Here is a 21501-nt window from a genome sequence, read left to right as displayed (position 1 = left end):
CGTCACGCCGGGCCGAACCAGCGTTCGAGCGCGTCGCGCAGCGGGTGCCCGGCGGCCTCCGAGGTCCAGGCCACGTACCCGTCGGGACGGATCAGCAGCGCCTCGGCCGGGTGGTCCGCGGCGGCCCGGACCACGTCCACCCGGTCCGACCAGCCGGCGCTCTCGGCCACCAGGTCGTCGCGGCCGGCCAGGTCGAGCAGGAGCGGCCGGCCGGCCCGCAGCAGCTCCACCAGCGTGGCGGGCCCGGCGGCGGTCTTGAGCGTCAGGTCGGCGGCCATCCGCCCGGCCCCGGGCACGCCCACGTCGTAGACGGTGTGCGTGCCGCTGATCATGCCGCTCAGGTGCTCGTTCACCCCGTCGACGGCCATCAGCTCGGCGAACAGCTCGCGGAGCGGGTCGACGGACGGGTCCGGATCGGCCAGCGCGGTCTGGGCGCGCACGTTCCACAGCACGCGCGCCGCCACCGGGTGCCGCTCGGCGTGGTAGGTGTCGAGCAGCCCGGCGGGGGCCTGCCCGCGTATTTGGGCGGCGAGCTTCCAGCCGAGGTTGAACGCGTCCTCCAGCCCGGTGTTCAGCCCCTGGCCGCCCCACGGGAAGTGCACGTGCGCGGCGTCGCCGGCCAGCAGCACCCGCCCCTCGCGGTAGGTCGTGGCCTGCAGTGCGGCGTCGCCGTACCGGGACAGGCTTCCCGGGTCGGCCATCGGGACCGGCCTGCCGAGAACGTGCTCGGCCGCCTCCCGCAGCTCGCCGAGCGTGACCGGGGCCTGCCGGTCGGCGTGCGGGGCGCGGAAGTCGTAGGTGGTGACGCGGCTGTGCCCGGCCGGGTTGAGCCAGACGATGATCCAGCCGCGCGGGGTGCGCGTGTAGCCGGGCGGCACCCCGTACGGGTCGAGCAGCCGCACGTCGCCCATGAGCGCCGCCACCCGCGCGGCCGTGCCGGTGAACGGGATCCCGGCGGCGCGGCGCACCGCGCTGCGCGCCCCGTCGGCGCCCACCACGTAGCGCGCCGCCACCTCCTGCCCGCCGACGGACAGCACCACGTGGTCGTCGTGCCGGACCAGCCCGGTGACCTCCTGCCCGCGTTCGATCCGCGCGCCCAGCGCGGTCGCGCGGCGGGCGAAGACCCGCTCGGCCCACGCCTGCGGGCTGCCGACGATGCTCACGCCGTCCTCCGCCACCGCGCCGAGGTCGAGGCCGAACATCCCGGAGAAGTGGAAGCGCACGCTCCCCGTGCTCACCCGCCCGACCGCGTCGAGCAGTCCGCGCCTGTCCAGGCTCTGCGCGGTGCGGGCGTGCAGGGTGCCCGCCTTGGACTCGCCGGAGGGCACCGGCAGCCGTTCGAGCACGAGCGGGCGCACGCCCTGCAGCCCCAGCTCGGCGGCCAGCAGCATGCCCACCGGCCCGCCGCCCACGATCGCGACGTCCTCCATCACGGCCCACCCGCTCTCTACGACTGTCCGGGAATTTCGTACAGTTCGAGATGGTCGTACAAAGGTGGGCGGATCGTCAAACCAACTGTTCGGGACATGCGTACAATCAGGGCATGCTGCACCCGTCACGTGACCAGATCGACCTGCTGGACGTGCTCGCGGCGCTCGGGCACCCGGTCCGCGCGAAGATCGTCCGGGCGCTGGCGTCGGGGGAGGAGCGCTTCTGCGGCTCGGTCGTGCCCGGCGTGCCGAAATCCACCCTCACCACGCACTGGCGCGTCCTGCGGGAAGCGGGCGTGATCTGCCAGCGGCCGGAGGGGCGCAAGCTGTTCATCACGCTGCGCCGCGACGACCTCGACACCCGCTTCCCCGGCCTGCTCGACCTGGTGATGAAGGAGGCGCGCGACACCTGAGGCGCGCGGACCCCGGCCGCCCGGCCCGGCCGCCGCGCGCGTCCGGCTGCTCAACCACGGCGTCCTTTGCTCATCGGACCTCGTTCGCCGTGCCCGCCCTTCAGGGAGGCGAGCACCTCCAGGTAGTGCGGGTTGTACATCAGGCCCAGGATGTTGCCCCACGGGTCGATCACGGTCGCGGTGATGAAGCCGTCGCCGCGGTCGCACGGCGCGTCGTGCTCCTTCGCGCCCATCGCCACGAGCCGCTCCAGGGCCGCCGGCACGTCGTCGACGTGCCAGTGGACCACCGCGCCCGCCGGTCGTCCGATGGTGTCCGGGGACGGGGTCCTGGCCAGCTCGCTCCCGGCGTAGGCGCTGTTGACGACGCCGAACTCGTGCAGGTAGTCGCCGATGCGCCACTCCAGGTATCCCGGCGTGTCCATGTACGGCGGGATCCCGAACAGCTCGGTGTACCAGCCCTTGGTCGCCTCGAAGTCGGGGGAGTAGAAGGTGACGGTGGTGAGTCCTCGCAGCATGTCCGGTTCCTCTCGCTGGTTGTGTCTCCATTCTCGCCGTCAAAGTGCTCATCGACTGAGCACTTTATTTGCCACAATGTGGGCATGCGCGCTGACCGTCTCGTTGCCGCCCTCCTGCTGCTCCAGGCCCGTGGCCGGGTGACCGCCTCCGAGCTGGCCGAGGAGCTGGAGATCTCCGTCGCGACCGCCCGCCGTGACCTGGAGGCCCTGTCCACGGCGGGGATCCCCGTCTACCCGCAACCGGGGCGCGGTGGCGGCTGGTCGCTCGTCGGCGGCGCCAGGACCGATCTGAGCGGGCTGAACGCCGCCGAGTCCCGCGCCCTCTTCCTGCTCCTGGGCCCGGCCGGCTCGGCCGCGCCCGAGCTCGCCTCCGCCCTGCGCAAGCTCGTGCGCGCGCTGCCCGCCACGTTCCGCGCCGACGCCGAGGCCGCCGCCAGGGCCGTCGTGTCCGACCCGGCGGGCTGGGGCGAGCGCGACCGGGAGCAGCCCGCGCTCGTCGCGTCGCTGCAGACCGCCGTCGTGCGCAGGCTCAAGGTCCGGCTGGCGTACCCGGGCAGGAGCGGGGAGGCGGCGGAACGGCTCGTGGACCCGCTGGGCCTGGTCGACAAGGACGGGATCTGGTACCTCATCGCCGGCACGGCGGCGGGGCGGCGGACGTTCCGCGTCGATCGCGTCGCCGGGGCGGAGGTCACCGACCTGCCCGCGCACCGGCCCGACGACTTCGACCTGCAGGCGGAGTGGGCCCGTGTCGCGGCGGAGATGGAGCAGCGGCGCTCGCTCGTCCAGGCCGTGGTGCTGATCGACGCCCGGTTCTTCCCCGTGCTGCGCGGTCACTTCGGCAGGCACTGCGAGATCGTCGCGCAGGAGGACGGCGGGCGGCTCCGGGTCCGCGTCGCGGCGCACATGCCGCGCTCGATCGCCGAGCAACTGGCCGGTTGGGGTGCCATGATCGAGGTGGTGGAGCCGGAGTCGGTGCGCGCCGAGCTCGCGAGGATCGGCCGGGAGCTGGTCCACCGGTACGAAGCGGACATCCGTATCGATTCATCGCCGGGCGTGGACTGAACATGAGCTTGGCTCTAGTTTTGCCGTATGCCGATGCTGCGGAAGTTGTCGATCGCCGCCCTCCTCGCCGGGTTATGCCTGGCCCAGGCCGCCCCGGCGCTCGCCCATGAGGAGCGGCCGGTCACGTTCCCCGACGGCTCGGGCAGCGTGCCGGTCTACCGGACCTCCGGCCCCGAACTGCTGGTCTGCAAGACCGACCGGGCCGACTTCGAGCGCCGCGTCGCCACCTTCCCGGCACCGCTCAAGGAACAGAACCTGACCCTGTTCGAACGCTGCCGGAAGGACGGCTTCCGCCACCTCCAGGAGGCGGTCGACCAGGTCAAGGGCCCCGGCTACCGCATCAAGATCCTCCCCGGCCTCTACCAGGAGGAGCCCAGCCTGCCCGAGCCCACCGGGGCGTGCGCCAACCTGGAGGCCCGCCGCTCGTCGTTCGGCTACCAGATCCTCTCCTTCGAGCAGCAGAAGCAGTGCCCGCACAACCAGAACCTGGTCGCCATCCTCGGCATCGAGGACCTGCAGATCGAGGGCACCGGCGCGACCCCGCACGACGTGATCGTGGACGCGCAGTACAGGAAGCTGAACGCGATCCGCGCCGACATGACCGACGGCGTCTACTTCCGCAACTTCACCGCCCAGCGCACCACGTTCAACTCGCTGTACATCCTGGCCACCGACGGGTTCGTCATCGACCGCATGCTCACCCGGTGGAACGACGAGTACGGTTTCCTGACCTTCGCCTCCGACCACGGCCTCTACACCGACTGCGAGTCGTACGGCAACGGTGACAGCGGCATCTACCCCGGCAGCGCCTCCGACATCAACGCCGGCCGAGGCCACGACGTGCCCCGCTACGCGATCGAGATCCGCCGCTGCAAGAGCTATCAGAACATGGTCGGCTACTCCGGCACCGCGGGCAATTCGGTCTGGGTGCACGACAACGAGTTCTTCGGCAACATGGCCGGCGCCTCGATGGACAGCCTGTTCCCCGACCATCCCGGGCTGCCGCAGAACCACGCGCTGTTCGAGAACAACAAGATCCACGACAACAACGAGAACTACTACCACCACGTCCGCGACGGCACCTGCGCCAAGCCCGCCGGGCAGCGCGGCTACGAGAGCGGCGTGGTCTGCCCGCAGATCGGCGTCGCGCCTGGCACCGGCATCCTGACCGCCGGCGGCAACCACAACGTCTACCGCGACAACTGGGTCTACGGGCACGACCGGACCGCGTTCATGCTGCTGTGGGCCCCGGCGTTCCTGCGCGGCGAGGAGGCGCTGGGCAAGCAGGCCGACACCTCGCACGACAACTTCTACGGCCACAACCGGCTGGGCGTCGCGCCGGACGGCTCGGCCCGGCCCAACGCCACCGACGTCATCTGGGACGGCCAGGGCAGCCGCAACTGCTGGGACACCCAGGCTCCGACCAGCCCGTACGTGGTGCCCGGCTGTGGCGGCAAACCCGGCGAACTGGCCGGCCCCGGCTCGCACCGGGTGCTCGGCGAGCCGGTCAAGCTCGCGCACTCGCTGGTGTGCGCCGAGTACAGCGTGACCGAGCGGCGGCTGCCCGCCGGTTGCGACTGGTTCGGCGCCGCCGGCCTGGCCAGGGTCGAGGTGCAGGTGACGCTCGGCACGTCGGTGCTGCTCGGGCTGCTCGTGGGCCTGCTGTGGTGGCGGCGGCTGCGCGGCGGCGGCAGGCTCGGAGCGGTGTCGGCGGTGCTCGCGCTGGCGGGGCTGGCGCTGGACGTCGCCGGCGCCGCCGCAGACCACACGCTGCTGCCCGCCTCGGCGCTGCTGCTGACGGGCGCGGGGCTGACCGGCATCGGGCTGGCGTTGCGGCGCCCGTACCGCTTCTTCGGCGGCGCCACCGTCGTGTTCGGCGTGCTGACGCTGCTCGACGCGGTGGACAAGTCGCTGCTGCTGATCCCGTGGCTGCCGGTCAGCCCGGCCTGGCTGCGCGTGCTGTTCGCGATCGTGTGGGTGCTGTGGGCGGTGGTCCGCCTCGCGCCACGCCCGGCCACGGCGACCACCTCACCGGCCCCGGCGAAGGCCCCCGCATGAGCCTCCCCGGCCTGGGCTCGCCGGCGGGCAGGATGCGGGCGGGGGGCGTGGTGGTGGTGCTGGCGCTGCTGCTCGGCGGGTGCGGCGAGCCGGTGACCACACATCACCGGCCCGGAACCGACCACGCGCCCGCGACCGCGTCGGCCGGCACCCCCGGGCCGCCGCACGCCCACGGCGACCACCGCACCCGCGACGTGCCCGCCGCCGAGGCCCCGTCGGTACGCCTGGAGGTGCGCCCCGACAGCGACTCGGGCTGGAACCTGCGCCTGGTCACCGAGCGGTTCACGTTCACCCCCGACAGCGTCGGCGGAGCCGCCCTGCCCGGCACCGGGCACGCCCACCTCTACCTGGACGGCAAGAAGATCGCCCGCCTGTACGGCCCCTGGCACCACCTGGCGCGCGAGGCCGTGCCACCGGGCAGCCACACGCTGGCCGTGCGCCTGAGCGCCGACGACCACACGCTCTGGTCGGTCGGCGGCAAGCCGGTCGAGGGCACCGCCACCGTCGAGGGCCCCGCCGGCGAGGGCCCCGCGCCGGTCACCGTCGCCGTCCGCGTCAGCGGCGGCCAGGTCACCCCGCCGCCAGGCCGGGTCGAGGTCAAGAAGGGCGACCGGGTCCGGCTGGAGGTCACCGGCGACCGGGCCGACACCGTCCACGTGCACGGCTTCGACCTCGAACGCCCCCTCACCCCGGGCACGCCGGTCGTCATCGAGTTCACCGCCGACCGCAGCGGGCTGTTCGAGGTGGAGACGCACGACTCGCACCTCGTCCTGACCCAGCTCGTCGTCCGGTGAGCGGCATCCTCGCGCACGGCATCGGGTCGCGGCACGACCTGCCCATCCCCGCGTTCTACGCCTTCGCGGGGGCGCTGGCCGCGCTCGTCGTGTCGTTCCTCGGGCTGGCGGTGCTGTGGGCGGAGTCCAGGTTCCGCGGCCGGGAGGCCGGCCGGGCGCTGCCGTACGCGCTGCAACGCCTCGCCGACGCCCGCGGGACGCGGGTCACGCTGCGCGCGCTGGGCCTGGCGGGAGCCGTGTTCACGGTGTTCCTGGCGGCGTTCGGGCCCGACGACCCGGAGCGCAACGCGGCGGCCACGCTGGTCTACGTCATCTTCTGGGTCGGGCTGGTCCCCGCGTCGCTGCTGCTCGGGCCCGTGTGGCGGCTCGTCAACCCGCTGCGCGCGGTCCACCGCGTACTGTCACGGCTGCCGGGACTCGGCCGTGACCGGGAACCGCCCGCCTGGCTCGGTCACTGGCCGGCGGCGGCCGGGCTGCTCGCGTTCACCTGGCTGGAGCTCGTCGCGCCCGAGCCCGCCGCCAACGCCTCCATGCTGGCCTTCTTCGGCTGCTACGCCGCCGTGCACCTGACCGGGTCGCTGCTGTACGGGCCGCGCTGGTTCGACCGAGGCGACGCGTTCGAGGCGTACTCGGCGCTGATCGGGCGGCTGGCCCCGCTCGGCCGCCGCGCCGACGGCAGGCTCGTGCTGCGCAACCCGTTCCACGGCCTGGACGCGGTGACGCCCGCGCCCGGGCTTGTGGCGCTGGTGTGCGTCATGCTCGCCTCGACCGCCTACGACGGCTTCTCCGACGCCCCCGCCTGGGTGAACACCCTGCAGAGCGCCGCCATCGGGCCGACCGCCACCGGCACGCTCGGCCTGCTCGCCGCCGTCGCCGGGGTCGCCGCCCTGTACGGCGCCTGCATCGGCGTCGCCGGCCTGATCGGCGGCACCCGGCGCCCGGAAGGCGGCAACCTGCGGGCCTTCGCGCACTCGCTGGTGCCGATCGCGGTCGGCTACCTGGTGGCGCACTACTTCTCGCTGCTGGTCATCGAGGGGCAGCGGGCGTTCATCCTCGCGTCGGACCCGCTGGACACCGGCCTCGACCTGCTCGGCACCGCGGCGCGCACCGTGGACGAGGCCGTGGTGGCGCCGGGCACGATCGCCACCGTGCAGGTCCTGTCCATCGTCGCCGGTCACGTGCTGGGGGTGATCGCCGCGCACGACCGCTCGGTGCGCCTGTTCGCCCCGGCCAGGGCCGTCGCCGGGCAGATCCCGCTGTTCATCCTCATGGTCTGCTACACGCTGGGAGGGCTGACCCTGCTGCTGGCGGCCTAGGAACCCGTGCCCGGCCGCCCGGGGATCCCGCCCCCGGGCGGGGTCCGCCGTACCCCGGCGGTAGGGGCAGCCCTCCCGGAAGGCGGGGGGCGCCGTGACTGTGGCAGCGCCGTGGCTCCGGCAGAGTCGTGGCATGTCACGATCACCTGCTCGAAGCAATCCGATGCGTTCCTCCGCCTCCCGGCGCCTGCTCGCCCTGCTCGTGATCGTCCCCGTGGCGCTGGCCCCGATGGCGCCGGCGCTCGCCTCGGCGGACCGCCCGCCGTCGCTGCAATCACGGCTGGACGCCCTCACCGTGTCGCCCGCGCTGCCCGGCGCCGTGGCGCACGTCCGTCACCCGGACGGCAGGACCGTCACCGTCGTCTCCGGCACCGCGGAACGGGGCACGAAGCGGCCGATGCCCGGCGCCGACGGCCGGTTCAGGATCGCCAGCGTCAGCAAGTCGATCATCGCGGCCACCGTGCTCGAACTGGCCGATCAGGGCAAGGTCGACCTGGACGAGCCGATCGAGACCTACCTGCCCGGCGTCATCAGGGGCGAGGGCATGCACGGGCGGGACATCACCGTGCGCATGCTCCTGCGCCAGACCAGCGGCCTGCCGGACTTCACCCCCGCCGCGGACTGGTCCCGGATCGGGAAGCAGGACCTGCTCAAGGTGGCGCTCTCCCTCGAACCGACGCCCCGTGGGCGGTTCGCCTACTCCAACACCAACTACCTGGTGCTCGGGATGATCGTGCGGGAGGTCACCGGGCGCGACTTCCGCGCCGTCAGCCGCGACCTGGTGCTGAAGCCGCTGGGCATGCGCGACACGTACTGGCCTGCCAAGGGGGAACTGGCGATCCGCGGCCCGCACGCGCACACGTACGGGGTGCACCCGGTCACGCCCGGCGACGGCCCCGTGGACCTCACCCGGCTGCCCGGCCACGCGTTCGGCGCCAGCGGCGGGTTGGTCTCCACGCCGCGCGACCTCGACCGGTTCTGGCGGGCGCAGTCGGTCAAGTCCGGCTCGTACGTGCGGATCGACCAGCCCGGCTGGCCCGACGGGGCCCGCTACGGCTACGGCGTCATGCGGATCCCGCTGAGCTGTGGCGGGACGCTGTGGGGGCACGGCGGCGACGTGCCGGGCGTGTCGACCTTCAGCGGCCGCGACCGCGCGGGACGCACCGCGACGGTGTACGCGACGGGGTCGGCCAACGAGGGCGAGGCGCGCCAGAAGCTGATCGCGGCCTTCGACGCCGCCCTGTGCTCCCGTTAGGCCGTCGTCCGTCGTGAATGGCAGAATCCCCTGTCGCCCGGACCCCCGTGAGCTGTCATCTCTTGCCGTAAATGGCGGGTTTCGCGGGGGAGGCGCTGGACGCGGCGGCGGCCGGCCGCAGGGGCAGACCCCGGCCGAGGTGCCGCCCGAGGCGTGCGCGGTGGTCGGGGTGGTGTCCTCGATCACCCTGGCGGACCACGGCCGACGAGGCGGCCGGCCTCCAGGCCGCGGCCCGGCCGTCCTGATACACACCGGCCAGCCCGGGGAGACGGCGCGGCTCACCGAGCTGCCGGCCGCGCCCACCACCGCGCACCCGGACCGCCCGCTCGCCCGCCCGGGCAGGCCCGGAAACGGTGATGCTGCTGGAGGAACCCGTCGAGGACACGGAGGCCCCTGGGCGGGCTGGCGGAGGAGCCAGGTGCATACCGATCGAGGGGGCGAGCTCACGACCACCGCGGGCCTCCGCCCGAGGACACGTGCGCGTCCACGGCGTAAGATCCGGAACCGCCCGGAAGACCGGCCCGAGCCGGATCACCGACCTGGCATGGCCGGTTCGGCACCCCGGCCGCCCGCAACCCCTGCAACCGCACGGCAGCGCGGAGAAGGTGTGGCTGACGGCCGGCGACCCTGATGTGGACGCGGCCCGTACCCGCCTACGCTGCGGGATCTCGTCCCAGGACGTGAGGAGGAGTGTCAGCGGACCTCGCCGTACCACTGCCACCGCTCACGAGGCAGCTGCGGCAGGCCGGGCAGGGCGATCCTGCCGGTGCACCAGAGCAGGGTCTGAGCTGGCGCGTGCCCCTTCGGGGCCTCGGGGAACAGCCGCTCGACGACCTGCGCGGCCAGTATGTCCGGTGGGCTCCAGCCGTACCCCAGGGTCCGGGCGAGGTCGTGGCTGTGCACGAGGATCTCCACGGCGGCCATCGCGGCGAAACCGGTCGCATCCGACGTGCCCCACGGGTGGTACGCCCTGACCTCGGGTGAAGTCGCGCGCACGGTCAGCGACAGCAGCGTTGCGGCGATCTCGATCGACTCGATGCGCAGCGGGATCGCCGCGTCGGGCTCGTTGCCGGTCCGCAGGCCCAAGTACCGGTCCGCAGGCCGGGCGATGAGCAGCCCGGCGTAACCGGTCACGCCGAGCACGATGTGGTCGAGCATGTCCCGGGCTGTCAGCGAGGTGTCCCCCGCGCGGCGGGACCAGTCCTGGTCCACGCCCTTCCCGAGCACCGGCAGGGCCTCGGCGGCAGAGGCGATGGGCAGTTCGGACCAGGGAATCATCACTTCGGGCAGGCCTTTCATGCGGACGTTCGCTTGCGCAGCAGCGTGAGGCTGACGGCGACGGCGAGGCAGATGACCGCGAAACCGAACGCGGCCAGAAACGCCGCCTGCACACCTTCGTTGAGGCCGGCTCTCGGATCGGTGGCCAAGACGTCGGTGTTGGCCACCGACACGGTGGTGCACAGCGCGATGCCGAACGCCGCGCCGATCTGGAACACCGAGTTGTTGATGCCCGAGGCCAGACCGGACTCGTCCGCCGAGACGTCGGACAGCGCGGCGATGGCCGAAGCCACGACCGTGGTGCCGATGCCCACGCCGAACACGACCATCGCGGGCAGCAGGTCAGTCCAGTAGTTGCCGTCCGCGGTGACCCGGGAGAGCAGGTAGGCGCCGGCGGTCAGGAGCGCCGCGCCGAACACGGCCACCTTCCGGTAGCCGAACCTCGTGGTGAGCGGGCCGGCGAGATTGGAGCCGACGATGGACATCGCGGCGTAGATGGCGGTGCTCAGACCGAACAGGATGGCCGAGTAGCCGAGTACCTGCTGCGCGTAGACGGACATCATCAGAGCGCCGCCATAGGTCGCCATGGACACCAGCAGCGTCATGATGTTGCCGCCCACGAGGGCGCGCCGCCGGAAGATCCGCAGCGGGACCAGTGGGGCCTTCGCCGATCTCTCCACCAGGAGGAACACCGCGAACAGCACCGCCGCGGCGCCCAGGAGTCCCAGCGTACGGCCGGACCCCCAGCCCACCACCGGCGCCTCGGCCACGGCGAAGACCAGGAGCACCAGTGCCCCGGTCACGGTGATCGCGCCGAACGGGTCGAACGAGCGCCTGCCCGCCCGGATCGGCGTCTCCCGGAGCAGGCGTGGGCCGATCACCAGGACGACGCCTGCCAGGGGGATGTTGATGAAGAAGATCCACTCCCAGCCCAGGCCCTGGGTGATGGAACCACCGACCAGCAGCGCGGCAGTGGCGCCGAACGCGCCGATGCCGGTCCACACGCCGATGGCGCGGTTGCGTTCCTTGCCGTCGTCGAACGTGTTCATCAGCACGGCCATCGCCGTGGGCGCCATGATGGCCGCCGCGACGCCCTGCAGGACTCGTGCGGCGATCAGGACACTGCCGGTCCACGCGAAGCCGCAGAGCACCGAGGCGGCCAGGAAGAGAGCGGTGCCCACCATGAACATCCGGCGGCCGCCGAGCATGTCGGCGGTACGACCGCCGAAGAGCAGCAGTCCGCCGAAGGCGAGCAGGTAGGCGCTCATCACCCACTGCGAGCCGGCCATCCCGAAGCTGAGCTCGAACTCGATGGACGGCAACGCCAGGATGACGATCTGCGAGTCAACAATGATCATGAAGTACGCCGTGCACAGCAAGGCCAAAGCCTTCCAGCGGCGCGGGTCGGGAGCGGATGGAACCTGGTCCGCGGGGGAAGTCGTGCTCGTTTGTTCTGACACATGGAGGTAGACCGTGAGAGCTGATGTGATTCGCCGCGCCGCCGCGACGAATTTTGGTCGCTACGCTGGTCTGTACCCATAAGGTACGAAACTCGTGCCCTGACAGGGGATCGTATTGTGACAGTGATCAACGAGACGGGTGCCGTCCTCGACAAGGCAGGAACCGAGGAGTTCGCCCGGCTGACGGATCCGTTCCGCGCCGAGCTGCTGACGTACTGCTACCGCATGCTCGGGTCGATGGAGGACGCCGAGGACCAGGTACAGGAGATCTACCTGCGGGCCTGGCGGGCCTATGCCGGCTTCGAGGGCCGCTCGTCGCTACGCACCTGGCTGTATCGAATCGCCACCAATGTCTGCCTGAACGTGCTGACGGGCCGGAGCAGGCAGCCGGCGCCGTCCGGATTGCTGGATGACGACGAGCCCGCCGGGCAACGAGCGGCCAGGACGACGGACGACGATCACGGCGATCCCGCCGTGATCGTCGCGGCGCGGGAGCATCGCAAGCGTGCTCTGCTGGTCGTCTGGCAACATCTGTCGCCCCGCCAGCGCGCGGTGCTGATCCTGCGGGATGTGCTCAACTGGCAGGCGACCGAAATCGCCGACCTGCTCGGCACCTCGGGCCCGGCCGTGCACAGCATGCTGCGGCGTGCCAGGGCCCAGCTCGCGCAGGCCCCCTCGACCGGTGCCGAAGCGGCGGAGCCAGACGATCTCGCTCTGCGCGGACTGCTGGACGAGTACGCCGCCGCTTTCGAGACGGGTGACATCACCACTCTGGTGTACCTGCTCGCCGACGACACCGTCTGCCAGCGGCGGCCTTCCAACACCGTGCTCAAGGGCCGCGACGAGATCGCCCAGTATCTGCTCGACTGCCCTGCCGTGGGGAACTGCAAGATGGTGCCGATCTCGGTGAACCGCAAGCCGGGCTTCGGTGTCTACCGACGGGATGCCGACGGGCTCCTGCGAGCCCACACCATCGACGTGCTCACCGTCACGAAGTCGGGGTTCGAGCGCATCGAGGTCTTCGACGACCGGAGCCTGTTCAGCGCCTTCGGCCTCCCCGCTGTCCATGAGGCCGACCTCGGGTGATCGATAGCGGCCTACACGGTCACCATCGAACCGCGCCCCACCACCGCGCGGCCGGGTGAGGTCGGCTCGGGGCGTGCTGAGACCGCGCCCGATCCTGGTGCGTGGCCGGACCCATGCCCCGCGTAGCCTCCTCGGCCGGTATCCAGTTGCCGTTGCGGTCCCGGACGACATCGACCAGCGGCGTCGCGGGACCGTCGCGATCGCGTGCCCTTGTCCGTGCAGTTGGGACATCACGTCGCCGGGGCGAGCGGACTGGGGGCCTGCCCGGGGCGGCAGGAACGAGGGGACGCCGAGCGCGTATGGCGCTGGGCACGTCGATGGAGCGGCACATAGCCTCCCATCCAGAGGCGAAGACGATGGGACAGAAACGGAAGACTTCGTGGCATGGAGTGTCTCAGCGCTGGATCAGTAGCGTCTTCCACATGGTGAACCACGCACGAGCGGTGCTCTTCCATGAAATCGGCGGCCCGGACGTCCTGAAGATCGAGGAGGTCCGGCTGGACGCCCCAGGACCCGGCGAGGTCCGCGTCCGCATCGACGCCATCGGGCTCAACCGCGCCGAGGCTCTCTTCCGCGCCGGCACATACTACTACCAGCCCACCCTTCCCGGCTCCCGGCTGGGCTTCGAAGCGGCCGGCACGGTGGAGGACGTCGGCCCCGAGGTCTCGGGCTTCGCACCCGGCGATGCGGTCTGCATCGCCAGCGATCAGGAAATGTCACGCCACGGCATCTACGCGGACCGCGTCAACATCCCGGTCCAGTACCTCCTGCCCCGGCCTGCCTCCGTCGACGCGATCATCGGCGCCGCCTTGTGGACCACGTACCTGACCGCCTATGGCGCCCTCGTGGAAGTGGGCCGCACGAACCCCGGCGACGACGTCATCATCACCGCTGCGTCCAGCGGCGTCGGGCTCGCGGCCATCCAGATCGCCAACCACCTCGGCGCCACACCCATCGCCGTCACCCGGACCGCCGCCAAGGCCACGCGACTGCTCCAGGCCGGAGCCGCCCACGTCGTCGCCGCCGACGAGGGCGACCTCGTCAGTCGCGTGCACGCCGTCACCGGCGGCAAGGGGGCGAGGACCGTCTTCGACGCCGTCGGCGGGCCCGGCCTGGGCGAACTCGCCCAAACCGTGGCAACCGACGGCCTACTGATCGTTTACGGCTGGCTGGATCCCCGGCCCGCGCCTCTGCCCATGAACTGGCCCATCACCGTCCACGGCTTCAACGTCGACCTCATTACCACTGACCCCGTCCGCATGGGACGCGCCCGAGCCTTCATCGAGGCCGGACTCCGCACCGGCACACTGAATCCCCCCATCGACCGGACCTTCGACCTGGCCGACATCGTGCAGGCGCACCGCCACCTGGAGTCGAACACCCACATCGGCAAGATCGTCGTGACCGTCCAGCACTGAGCGGTGTGAGGGTGCCGCGCTGGAACGCGTACGGGCCGGCGCGTTGAGAGCGCGGCCCAGTCGCTCGATCAGCCTGTCGGTGCGCCGGGTCTACGCCCGAGCGGATATCGAACTTCGAGTTCTGCGGGGAGCGTTATGCGATCCAGATGAAAAGGACCCATTTGTTCAGAACGCTCAGTTCGCATGTGTAACGGCCGCCCCAGAGCTTGCCATCGTCGTTGCATTCTCTCCATGTGCTGTATTCGCCGGCGCGCTCCCAGTGGCCCGGAACCTGGTAGGACGCGCGATCGGCAAGCTGCGGGCCGGATGTCACGGCCGCGCTCGCCGGGGCCGCCGCCATGCCGATACCCGCAGTCATAATCGATGCGAGTACCAGCCCGCTGAAACTACCTCTGATCATGGGACTTTGTTCCTTTCCCGGGACGGAGGGCGGCGAGCCGAACTCGGCGCCACAGCTCAGAACAGCTCGGAGCGGAGCTTTCTTCGTGAAGACTATCCCGTCGCATGGAGTCGAATAAGCTGCTGATCTGCCATTGAGGGCCTGCATCCGGCCATTCTCGACCGCCCGCGGATCATCGAACGCTGACCGTCACTTTGGCAGAAAGTCTCGCAAGTTTGGCGGACGCACAGGTTGCGGAGCCGATGGGTGAATCGGACCATGATTCAGACATCCGGCTCCCCGAAATGAGTGAACGTTCATGCGTAATGGTCGTAAGGTTTTCGGCGGCATGGCGATGCTGCTGGCGGCGATGCTGGCGGTCCTGGCCGTCCCGGGTACGGCGTTCGCGGCGGAGCCGGGTGACGTGATCGCCTCCTACAAGGGGAAGACTCTCAACCTCACCGAGGACGGGTGGGGCGACGCCGAGTCGTGCGTTGTCCACTCCAAGAGCGACGTCCGATGCTATGAGACGATCGCCGAGGCCAACGCCGCCGTAAGGGGCACGGCGCCCTCCGGCGTAGAGGCGGCAGCCTGGAGCTGCGATCTGACCTGGGTATGCCTGTACGAGCATGCCAACGGTGGGGGACGGCGCCTGCAGTTCAACGACGACTGGTGGCACGATCTCTACCTCTACGGCTTCGACCGGCATGTGTCCTCCTGGAGGAACATGCAGGGCTTCGGCGAATGGGCGGAACTTCGGGACACGTCCGACAAGGACGGCGGATGCATCTGCACGATTCGCATCGATCCCGGTGGTACATCGCAGAACCTGAGCGGCAATCAGAATGACGTGATGAATCACATCTACGGCTGATCCGGGCGGTTCTGACTCCGGGGTACGGGGCGGGCGGGGCGAGGACCGCGCCAGGATCGAAGCCGGCGGTGAACAGCAGCCCCTGCACGGTGCTCGTCGCGACCTTCGCCACGGGTTCGTCCAGCCGTGCTCGGGCAGGCTGCCCTACTTGTCTCGGACCCCGCCATCCATGCCGGCCGGCGTGACCCGGTAGCGAGAGATCGTCGGCTCGTGAAGATCACTGGCTTCGGAACGAACACGAGGGCGTCGAGCATGTCCAGCGCTCGCCGGGCGGCAGGAGTCGTGAGGCCGAACAGCCGGCTGATCCCCAGCCCATTCGCGGGGGCGCAGGGTGTCACAGCGAATCGTGCCGGATTTGGTCGAAGTCCAGTTACGGACGAGCTGAGCGGTTTCCCGGCCAGCATTTACCGGATCGAGGTAAGCGCTCTGCTTATAGCACCCGCCGCTTGGCGGGAGGTGGCCGATCCATTGATGCCATCCTGCGTCCATGTGAAATTGCCGCACCCGGCAGGAGTTGTTGGGGGCCGGGCGACACTGAGTAGCTTTCTGGCTATCGGGGCGTGTCCTCTTTCTGTCCACCGCCGGCATGCGTGGGCAAACCGCCAGCGTGAATGGGCGCGTTCGCCGGGTGCTCGGAGCTCGGCACGGGGACGATCGCGCCGCGTGGATGTGGATGAAGAAGTACGCGCAGGCTGGAGAGGTCACGCATCGCGCGGAAGTGCCATCACCGTCAGAGTGGAGGGGCGCTGGCCGACGATGTCACCGGAGTCATGTCGAGTTCGGGAATCCAGTGCCGCCGATCGGCCGGATCCGGCCGATTCACGGGTGGCAGATGGTCGAGAAGGACTGGGAGGAGCCGGTGCGGGTTACGGCGATGCCAGACCACCGACCACGGGATGAGGGGAGTCGGGTCCACGAGGGGGATCCGGCGCAGCCCGCTCCCGGTCGCGTCGATGCTCGTCTCGCCCAGGCCCACTGCGCTCTTCTCCCGCAGGAATTGCTGGATCAAATGCCTTTCACCGATCGCGGGCTCGGTGAAGCGCAACGGGACGCCGAGATGATCGGCAAGGCGTTTCAGGTAGCCGCGCCACTCGGCTGCGCCCGCCGGGTCGGGCATGGCGATCCCTCCCACTCGAAGGTCGGCGGGCCGCAGTTCGCTCATGTGCGCATGCGCATGATCCTCCGGTACGAATGCGGCCAGCGGCTCCAGGCGGACCAGCCGGTGGGCCAGCTCTTCCGGCCACGGCCCGGGCAGGTCGTGCACACGTCCGAAGGCGGCGTCGATCTCCTGGCGGCGCAGCGCCGGCAGGGCGACCGCCAGCCCCTGCCGCATGCTCACCTCCACCCGCAACCGCGGATCGCGTTCGCTGGCTTCGCGGACCATGCGCAGCGGCGTGAAGCGCTCGTCGTAGACGTCCACACGGATGGGGTCGTGCACCACGCGAACCGCCTCGACGGCCCGGTCGAACGCTGCTACCGCCTCCACCGCCAGGGGCAGAAACCGCCTGCCCGCCGCGGTCAGCTCGATGGACCGGGTGGTCCGCTCGAACAGTGGCGTACCCAGGGCCTCCTCCAGCCTGCGGATGCGCTTCGACAGCGCCTGCTGGGTGATGAACAGCCGAGCACCGGCCCTGCCGAAGTGCAAATCTTCGGCGGTCGCGATGAAGGCGCGTAGGCCAGAGAGGTCTGCGTCCATACCGAAACCTTGAATCAACAACCATCGGTTGTCAATCCGGTGGACATCGTTGTTGGACAGCATCACCGCCGAACGGGTTGTCTGTCTCTGGGCGTCATCGCGCGGATGAGAGCGGATGAGAGGGGTCATGCGATGGAGATCATGGAGGTTGGCCGGCGACTGCACCTGCTGCGGTTGTCCTTCGGTCAGGCGTACCTGTGGAACGACGCCGGCGCGCTCACGCTGGTGGACACGGGCATCGCCACTTCCGGCGAGGAGATCGCCCAGGCGATCGGCCGACTCGGCCTGCGCACCGACGCCGTACGGCGAGTCGTGCTCACCCACTACCACGAGGATCATTGCGGCGGCGCGGCGACGGTCGCGGCATGGGGTGATGTGACGGTGATGGCTCATCGGCTGGAGGCCCCGGTGATCCGGGGGGAGGTGCCCGCGCCGCCACCGAATTTCACCGAGGAGGAGCGGTCCCTGCATCGCAGTCTGGGAGCCCACCTCCTGCCGCCCGCCCCGCCGTGCCGCGTCGACCGCGAACTGGAGGAGGGCGACGTGATCGACTTCGGTGGCGGAGCTCGTGTGATCGCCACCCCTGGGCACACTGCCGGCAGCATCGCCGTTCACCTGCCGGAGCACGGAGTCCTGTTCACGGGCGACACCGTTGCGCATGTGAACGGGCTGGTCATGCCCGGAGTGTTCAACATGGACCGCGACGAGATGATCAGTTCCTTCCGGCGGCTCGCGGCGCTCGAGACCGCGGTGGCCTGCGTGGGCCACGGCGATCCCATCACGGGCGCCCGTGACGCGCTTCAGAAGGCGGCGGCCGAGATCTCGGTCTGATCCCGCCGCCCGGGCGCCCCGACGGAGCAGGCTTCGTGCCCGCTACGGCAGCGGAAACGATCTGGCTGACGACGTGCCTCCAGACGGACTGCGGCCGAGCTGATGATCAGGGCCCACGAGCGGCGCCGGCGTGGGACGGCCTCGATCGTCACGGCCGCCGCGGTCGTCGTCACCGCGCTCGGCGCGACGCGTGGCCGACACCCTGACTGCTACTATGCGCGAGAAAGTGATTACGAACTGTAACTGAGGGATTCCTGTGCAAATCGCCTGCGTCGGCGGGGGGCCGGCCAGCCTGTACTTCTCGATTCTGATGAAGCAGGTCGCCCCGTCCCACGACATCACCGTCTATGAGCGCAACCGGGACGGCTCGACGTACGGCTGGGGTGTGACCTTCTGGGGCGACCTGCTCGACGGCCTGCTCAGTGCCGATCCCGAGTCGGCGCGGGCCATCAAGGAGGGCTCGTTCCGCTGGGACAGCTGGGTCATGAACGTCCACGACCGCTCGACCCTGACCGGCGACAACTGGGACGAGGGCTTCGGCATCGGCCGCCGCGAGCTGCTCGCCATCCTGGCCGAGCGGGCCCGCTCGCTCGGTGTCCGGGTCGAGTACGAGCGCGAGATCACCGGCCAGGACGAGCTGGCCGGCGCCGACCTGATCGTCGCGGGCGACGGCGCGGGCAGCGTGCTGCGCGAGCGGCACGCCGCCCATTTCGGTACCGAAGTGACGACCGGCCGCAACCCGTACGTCTGGCTGGGCACCACCAAGGTCTTCGACGCCTTCACCTTCGCCTTCACCGAGACCGAGCACGGCTGGATCTGGTGCTACGGCTACGGCTACGGCGCCGACCGCAGCACGTGCGTCATCGAGTGCTTCCCGGAGACCTGGCGGGGCCTCGGGCTGCACGAGGCGAACGAGGCCGACACGCTGGCGCTGCTGGAGAAGCTCTTCGCCGACATCCTGGACGGCCACCCGCTGATCGGCCGGGGCCAGACCGGCGCCCACTGGCTGAACTTCCGCACCCTGTCCAACCGCACCTGGCACCGCGGCAACCTGGTCCTGCTCGGCGACGCCGCGCACACCACGCACTACTCCATCGGCGCCGGCACCGCGCTCGCGCTGGAGGACGCCATGTGCCTGGTCGACGCGCTGCAGGCGGACAAGCGCCTGCAGCCCGCCCTGGACCGCTTCGGCCGCGACCGCCGGGCGTCGATCCGGCTCGCCCAGCGCGACGCCCGCTACAGCGCCCGGTGGTACGAGAGCCTCACCCGCTACATCGACCTGCCGCCGCTGCAGATGCACACGCTGCGCAGCCGGCGCCATTCGTGGCTGCTCCCGCACGTCCCGCCCCGGCTGTATTACCGGAGCGTGCGGCTCGGCTCAAGGGCCGCCCGGCTCATCCCCGCCAGGCGGGCGTCCGGGTGAGAGTGCGAGGAAGGCGGGAAGGCTAGTGATTTCTTTTTGTTAAGAAGAGAAGGAAGCCCTCCCATGGCCTCGCGATCACCACGCTATCAGGCGGGGATCAGCTCGTGCAGCGTCGAGGGCGTGAACACCCGCGCGCCCGCCGGTGGCGTGGCCGGTGCGTGCAGCCCGATGTAGGTGGTGTGCGCCGAGGCCGTCGACGACTTCGACCGCAACAGGCCGGCCAGATACCGGACCCGCAGGTAGTCGCGCTCCACGACCGAGCGCGCCAGCAGCGAACCGGTGACGCGGTTGCCCTCCACCCGGTTGAAGTCCGGATAGCCCCGCAGGTAGAGGTGCAGCCATTTGACCCGCCACACCCCGTCGTCGCCGCGCAGGAACACCAGCGGGAGGGCGACCCGGCCGGAGCCGCGCAGGTCCGACTTCATCCGCACCGTGCGCGGCTCGAAGGGGCGGCCCTCCTGCTCGGCGTCCCTGGTCATGAAGCCGAAGAACGCCTCGGCGGCCACGTTGAAGCTCTCCCCGGTGTAGACGTGGACCTCCGGGATGATGACCGGTTTCGTCGCGGCGGCCAGACGGATGTCGATGAACTCCGACGCGCCCGCCGCCGCGTCGGTCACGTCGCCGGAGTAGGCGCCGAAGTCGTTGCCGTAGTTCGTCCAGGAGATGTGCTCCGGATTGCCGAAGGAGGCGTCGAGCAGGAGCGCCGACAGGTCGTAGTCGGTGCGCTGCTCGCTCTGGCGCCAGTGGACGAAGAACCGGAGCGACTCGCCGTCCAGGCGCGACAGCGATCCGCGTGGCAGCATGCCGAGCCCGGGGGCGACGGCCTTGCCCGACAGCGGCAGGGCGACGTCGAGCGCGTCCGGGTCGACGATCAGCTCTCCGGGGTCGGGCAGGCGGCGGGTGATCTCCTCGTCCAGGAGGGCCAGCGCGTCCGCCACGACCGCCTCCTCCAGCGGCGGCCGCGAGTCGGGTGTCGCCCACGCCCGGCCCTCCCGGTTGGTGAAGACGCGGCGGGTGGCGGGGGAGAGCCGGTTCTGCAGGTGCTCGCGCAGCGACAGCAGGACACGGCCGGAGGCGCCCGCCGCCGCGGCCCGCGCCGCGTCGAGCACCGCTCCGGCGGACGGGCCCGTGCGCAGCAGGTGATCGAGGCGGCGCAGCAGCGCGCCCGGCGCCTCGCCCAGCAGGTCGACGGCCTCGGCGGCGCGCCCGGCCGACAGCGCGGTCTCGACGCGGCTGCCGAGGCCCGTGGCGCGCCGGACGCCCCGCGCCACCTCGAACACGGCGGCGGCCCCCGGGAACTGCGGATACTCGCCGGGATGCAGCCGCTCGCCGAGCCGCTTCCACTGCTCGCGGTGGCGCGGCACGTCACCGAGCTTGGCCGGGGTGGCGACGGCGTCCAGGGCGCGCAGCAGGGCGCGGCGCTCGCCGCGGCGGAAGGAGCGGAACCTGGTCGGGGCGGACAGCGTGACGTCGCCCCCGGAGCAGCCGCAGGCGAGCCGGAGCACGTCGGTGACGGTGTCGACGAGCAACGACCGGCCGGCGGCCAGCCGCGCCTCGTTGACGACGGCGCGGTTCTCGCGCATCGGGACGCGCTCCGGCTCCGCGTCGCAGAACGCGGCCAGCGCGCGCAGCGCCGCCAGGTCCTCCTCGGCGAGCGGCACCTCGGAGGCCGCCAGCGAGAAGTAGAGCGCGCGCGTCTCCGACTCCAGGCTCCCGCCGAGCTCCAGCACGGTGACCCGGTCGCCCGCCAGCGGCATCAGCTCGGCGTGCGCGGCCAGCAGATCGGCGTAGCTGTGCTGGTAACGGCCGTAGCCTGGCAGGGTGAGCAGGTCGAGCGCCGGAGCCCGCACCCGCGCGGCGGCGACCGGGTCGAGCAGCGCCTCGCGCAGCAGCCCGGCCCAGAACTCCAGCGTGTCCGGCACGTTCGCGGGGAAGTCGATGAAGTACGCGTTGTGCTGGACGTGGTCGCCCACGAGGCGGCGCACGGCGGCCAGGACCCGGACGCCGAGATCGACCACGGTCTCACCGGGCAGCCCGGACAGCCGATCGAGCAGGGCCGCCGAGCACTTGAAGCCGACGCTGAGCAACGCCGCGTCGAGCTGGCGGGCAGCCTGCTCCCCCCAGCCGGGCGTGGACCCGGCGGGGGCCGCGCCGACGGGGACGCGTAACCGGCGGCTGATGATGAGATCTTCCAGATTTTCCACGAACGGCAC

At 71.1% G+C, this 21501-nt stretch carries 19 protein-coding genes; 11 read left to right on the top strand and 8 right to left on the bottom strand.

Annotated features, from left to right (window positions below; translation table 11 throughout):
- Window positions 1–2: 2 nt before the first annotated feature.
- Window positions 3–1430, bottom strand: coding sequence for an FAD-dependent monooxygenase (locus tag ADY59_RS05215; protein WP_049558447.1), 1428 nt, complete (start codon window positions 1428–1430; stop codon window positions 3–5).
- A gap of 113 nt (window positions 1431–1543) precedes the next feature.
- Between ADY59_RS05215 and ADY59_RS05210 the strand changes: the two genes are divergently transcribed.
- Entirely contained in the window at window positions 1544–1843 is a 300-nt protein-coding gene (locus ADY59_RS05210) for an ArsR/SmtB family transcription factor (RefSeq protein WP_049558334.1), read from the top strand.
- A gap of 50 nt (window positions 1844–1893) precedes the next feature.
- On the opposite strand, the gene ADY59_RS05205 is transcribed toward ADY59_RS05210, so the two are convergent.
- The gene (locus ADY59_RS05205; RefSeq protein ID WP_049558331.1) at window positions 1894–2358 is read right to left on the bottom strand and encodes a VOC family protein; all 465 of its coding nucleotides are present in this window, start codon (window positions 2356–2358) and stop codon (window positions 1894–1896) included.
- A gap of 84 nt (window positions 2359–2442) precedes the next feature.
- Here ADY59_RS05205 and ADY59_RS05200 point away from each other — a divergent pair, with 84 nt between their 5' ends.
- The 5 genes from ADY59_RS05200 to ADY59_RS05180 all read left to right on the top strand — a co-directional run bounded on the left by ADY59_RS05200 (window position 2443) and on the right by ADY59_RS05180 (window position 8843).
- Window positions 2443–3420 (top strand): helix-turn-helix transcriptional regulator, encoded by a 978-nt coding sequence (locus tag ADY59_RS05200; RefSeq protein ID WP_049558329.1) that lies wholly within the window; start codon window positions 2443–2445, stop codon window positions 3418–3420.
- Between the two features lie 33 nt (window positions 3421–3453).
- Window positions 3454–5478 carry a right-handed parallel beta-helix repeat-containing protein gene (locus tag ADY59_RS05195; protein WP_231618556.1) on the top strand — a complete coding sequence of 675 codons (2025 nt, stop codon included), beginning with the start codon at window positions 3454–3456 and terminating at the stop codon, window positions 5476–5478.
- Window positions 5475–6272, top strand: coding sequence for a hypothetical protein (locus ADY59_RS05190; protein WP_231618555.1), 798 nt, complete (start codon window positions 5475–5477; stop codon window positions 6270–6272). The genes ADY59_RS05195 and ADY59_RS05190 overlap by 4 nt, the downstream gene beginning before the upstream one ends.
- On the top strand, window positions 6269–7588 hold the full coding sequence (locus tag ADY59_RS05185; protein WP_049558323.1) for a hypothetical protein: 1320 nt from the start codon (window positions 6269–6271) through the stop codon (window positions 7586–7588). Before ADY59_RS05190 ends, ADY59_RS05185 begins: the two co-directional genes overlap by 4 nt.
- Before the next feature lie 163 nt (window positions 7589–7751).
- Entirely contained in the window at window positions 7752–8843 is a 1092-nt protein-coding gene (locus ADY59_RS05180; RefSeq protein WP_049558320.1) for a serine hydrolase domain-containing protein, read from the top strand.
- A 55-nt stretch (window positions 8844–8898) separates the two neighbouring features.
- Here ADY59_RS05180 and ADY59_RS49635 read toward each other — a convergent pair whose 3' ends face one another.
- From ADY59_RS49635 to ADY59_RS05170, 3 genes are all read right to left on the bottom strand, one after another.
- A complete protein-coding gene (locus ADY59_RS49635) occupies window positions 8899–9228 on the bottom strand; it encodes a hypothetical protein (protein WP_156325308.1) in 330 nt (109 codons plus the stop codon).
- 308 nt (window positions 9229–9536) lie between these two features.
- On the bottom strand, window positions 9537–10121 hold the full coding sequence (locus ADY59_RS05175) for a hypothetical protein (RefSeq protein ID WP_156325307.1): 585 nt from the start codon (window positions 10119–10121) through the stop codon (window positions 9537–9539).
- 17 nt (window positions 10122–10138) lie between these two features.
- Window positions 10139–11581, bottom strand: a complete 1443-nt coding sequence (locus tag ADY59_RS05170; RefSeq protein ID WP_049558314.1) for an MFS transporter — start codon at window positions 11579–11581, stop codon at window positions 10139–10141.
- Between the two features lie 123 nt (window positions 11582–11704).
- On the opposite strand from ADY59_RS05170, the gene ADY59_RS05165 reads away from it, so the two are divergent.
- Both ADY59_RS05165 and ADY59_RS05160 read left to right on the top strand, forming a co-directional pair.
- Window positions 11705–12667 (top strand): RNA polymerase subunit sigma-70, encoded by a 963-nt coding sequence (locus ADY59_RS05165; protein ID WP_082309870.1) that lies wholly within the window; start codon window positions 11705–11707, stop codon window positions 12665–12667.
- Between the two features lie 299 nt (window positions 12668–12966).
- Window positions 12967–14085, top strand: coding sequence for a zinc-dependent alcohol dehydrogenase family protein (locus ADY59_RS05160; protein WP_231618554.1), 1119 nt, complete (start codon window positions 12967–12969; stop codon window positions 14083–14085).
- Window positions 14086–14218: 133 nt separating this feature from the next.
- Here the strand turns inward: ADY59_RS05160 and ADY59_RS05155 are convergent, their stop codons facing one another.
- On the bottom strand, window positions 14219–14485 hold the full coding sequence (locus tag ADY59_RS05155; protein ID WP_049558306.1) for a hypothetical protein: 267 nt from the start codon (window positions 14483–14485) through the stop codon (window positions 14219–14221).
- A 328-nt stretch (window positions 14486–14813) separates the two neighbouring features.
- Between ADY59_RS05155 and ADY59_RS05150 the strand changes: the two genes are divergently transcribed.
- On the top strand, window positions 14814–15338 hold the full coding sequence (locus ADY59_RS05150; RefSeq protein ID WP_049558303.1) for a peptidase inhibitor family I36 protein: 525 nt from the start codon (window positions 14814–14816) through the stop codon (window positions 15336–15338).
- 730 nt (window positions 15339–16068) lie between these two features.
- On the opposite strand, the gene ADY59_RS05145 is transcribed toward ADY59_RS05150, so the two are convergent.
- Complete coding sequence (locus ADY59_RS05145; RefSeq protein ID WP_231618553.1) at window positions 16069–17163, bottom strand: LysR family transcriptional regulator; 1095 nt, start codon at window positions 17161–17163, stop codon at window positions 16069–16071.
- A gap of 3 nt (window positions 17164–17166) precedes the next feature.
- Here ADY59_RS05145 and ADY59_RS05140 point away from each other — a divergent pair, with 3 nt between their 5' ends.
- Window positions 17167–17865: an MBL fold metallo-hydrolase gene (locus tag ADY59_RS05140; RefSeq protein WP_049558302.1), complete on the top strand. Its 699-nt coding sequence runs from the start codon at window positions 17167–17169 to the stop codon at window positions 17863–17865.
- A gap of 256 nt (window positions 17866–18121) precedes the next feature.
- Window positions 18122–19288, top strand: a complete 1167-nt coding sequence (locus ADY59_RS05135) for an FAD-dependent monooxygenase (protein ID WP_049558300.1) — start codon at window positions 18122–18124, stop codon at window positions 19286–19288.
- A gap of 86 nt (window positions 19289–19374) precedes the next feature.
- Here the strand turns inward: ADY59_RS05135 and ADY59_RS05130 are convergent, their stop codons facing one another.
- A complete protein-coding gene (locus ADY59_RS05130) occupies window positions 19375–21492 on the bottom strand; it encodes a hypothetical protein (RefSeq protein ID WP_049558440.1) in 2118 nt (705 codons plus the stop codon).
- Window positions 21493–21501 lie beyond the last annotated feature (9 nt).

Source organism: Nonomuraea sp. SBT364, from assembly GCF_001083785.1.
Classification (GTDB): Bacteria; Actinomycetota; Actinomycetes; order Streptosporangiales; family Streptosporangiaceae; genus Nonomuraea.
This window is presented reverse-complemented; position numbering and strand designations above follow the sequence as displayed.

What these genes read in the sequence shown, in the direction of transcription:
- ADY59_RS05200 (WP_049558329.1), top strand. Translation starts at nt 2,443, where the DNA reads ATGCGCGCTGACCGTCTCGTTGCCGCCCTCCTGCTGCTCCAGGCCCGT.
- ADY59_RS05190 (WP_231618555.1), top strand. Translation starts at nt 5,475, where the DNA reads ATGAGCCTCCCCGGCCTGGGCTCGCCGGCGGGCAGGATGCGGGCGGGG.
- ADY59_RS05140 (WP_049558302.1), top strand. Translation starts at nt 17,167, where the DNA reads ATGGAGATCATGGAGGTTGGCCGGCGACTGCACCTGCTGCGGTTGTCC.
- ADY59_RS05150 (WP_049558303.1), top strand. Translation starts at nt 14,814, where the DNA reads ATGGCGATGCTGCTGGCGGCGATGCTGGCGGTCCTGGCCGTCCCGGGT.
- ADY59_RS05175 (WP_156325307.1), bottom strand. Translation starts at nt 10,121, where the DNA reads ATGATTCCCTGGTCCGAACTGCCCATCGCCTCTGCCGCCGAGGCCCTG.
- ADY59_RS05155 (WP_049558306.1), bottom strand. Translation starts at nt 14,485, where the DNA reads ATGATCAGAGGTAGTTTCAGCGGGCTGGTACTCGCATCGATTATGACT.
- ADY59_RS05205 (WP_049558331.1), bottom strand. Translation starts at nt 2,358, where the DNA reads ATGCTGCGAGGACTCACCACCGTCACCTTCTACTCCCCCGACTTCGAG.
- ADY59_RS05180 (WP_049558320.1), top strand. Translation starts at nt 7,752, where the DNA reads ATGCGTTCCTCCGCCTCCCGGCGCCTGCTCGCCCTGCTCGTGATCGTC.
- ADY59_RS05195 (WP_231618556.1), top strand. Translation starts at nt 3,454, where the DNA reads ATGCTGCGGAAGTTGTCGATCGCCGCCCTCCTCGCCGGGTTATGCCTG.
- ADY59_RS05160 (WP_231618554.1), top strand. Translation starts at nt 12,967, where the DNA reads ATGGCGCTGGGCACGTCGATGGAGCGGCACATAGCCTCCCATCCAGAG.
- ADY59_RS05210 (WP_049558334.1), top strand. Translation starts at nt 1,544, where the DNA reads ATGCTGCACCCGTCACGTGACCAGATCGACCTGCTGGACGTGCTCGCG.
- ADY59_RS05215 (WP_049558447.1), bottom strand. Translation starts at nt 1,430, where the DNA reads ATGGAGGACGTCGCGATCGTGGGCGGCGGGCCGGTGGGCATGCTGCTG.
- ADY59_RS05145 (WP_231618553.1), bottom strand. Translation starts at nt 17,163, where the DNA reads ATGACCCCTCTCATCCGCTCTCATCCGCGCGATGACGCCCAGAGACAG.